General features: G+C 62.9%; 2 protein-coding genes and 1 pseudogene. All 3 read right to left on the bottom strand.

Annotated features, from left to right (window positions below; translation table 11 throughout):
* The coding region (locus tag DBR24_RS29190) for a major capsid protein (protein ID WP_177490702.1) at window positions 1–277 on the bottom strand (277 nt) is incomplete at its 3' end.
* Between the two features lie 13 nt (window positions 278–290).
* Entirely contained in the window at window positions 291–659 is a 369-nt protein-coding gene (locus tag DBR24_RS29185; RefSeq protein ID WP_128616431.1) for a head decoration protein, read from the bottom strand.
* Window positions 660–667: 8 nt separating this feature from the next.
* A pseudogene (locus DBR24_RS34315) lies at window positions 668–849 on the bottom strand (peptidase); the annotation flags it as partial.

The following is an 849-nucleotide window of genomic DNA, read 5'->3' as shown; positions in this document are numbered from 1 at the left end:
GCAATTGGCTCGGCAGGATCGGCCGGTTGAGCGGCAGGTGCAGCGTTTCGAAGGTGCGGCGTTTGCGTTTGCTGCCCTTCATCGGCGCCGGGTCGTCGTTGCGGGAAGTGTTGGGCACCAGTACCAGGCGGCCTTCGCGCTCATCGATAACCACACTGGTGCTGGTTACGCCTTTTTCGTCAAACAGCCCCATTGCGCCGACTTTTCCGGGAATTGCGGGGAGCTTGTTCACGGCGGCGGTGAGGTTGGCAACGCTGAACATGTCTTGCAGATTCATGGAGTACTCCAGATCAGAGGGCCGCACGGGCGACGATGCCCAGGGCGGTGAGTTCGTCGAGGGCGGTGGCCTTCTGCGCTTCGGTAATGCCTTCCGGCCAAGCCAGTTCGGCAAGATCGAGAACGGCGCCGCGAGCGACTACCACGCCCGGCTGGTCACTGGCTGTTGCGTCCACGGCTTCAATCAAAACCGCCGCCGATTTTTTGGCCGCTCCGGCTCCGGCGAGGTCGACCACCTGGTACTTGCCGGAAACTTTCGCCAGCACCTGGCCGAACGCGTAATGCACTCCGCCCAGCAGCGTGACCTTGTCCTTCGTCCAGCCGGGGCAGACTTCAACCAGCAACAAGTCGCCCGGATCTTTCGGTTGGTTAAACGTGGCCATGGGGCCTCCTATCGTTTATTGCGGGCTTCGGCGTCGGCCAGCAGTGGGTTGGTGGTTTCGGGAACTGTCTTGCCGGCGCGCTGCTTGGTGGCGATTTCGGCGAAACTCACGCCGCCCGCCAGGTCGGCGAAGATCGCCTTCAAGCCGTCAGCCAACGGCTCGCGGGCGTCCTCTTCGCCAAACTCCAGCG

The sequence above is a fragment of the Pseudomonas sp. HMWF006 genome (assembly GCF_003061205.1).
Lineage (GTDB): Bacteria > Pseudomonadota > Gammaproteobacteria > Pseudomonadales > Pseudomonadaceae > Aquipseudomonas > Aquipseudomonas monsensis.
Note: the sequence above shows the minus strand (reverse complement) of the source record. Positions and strands in the feature narration are given on the sequence as shown.

Coding starts and splice junctions, on each gene's coding strand:
- DBR24_RS29185 (WP_128616431.1), bottom strand. CDS start 659: ATGGCCACGTTTAACCAACCGAAAGATCCGGGCGACTTGTTGCTGGTT.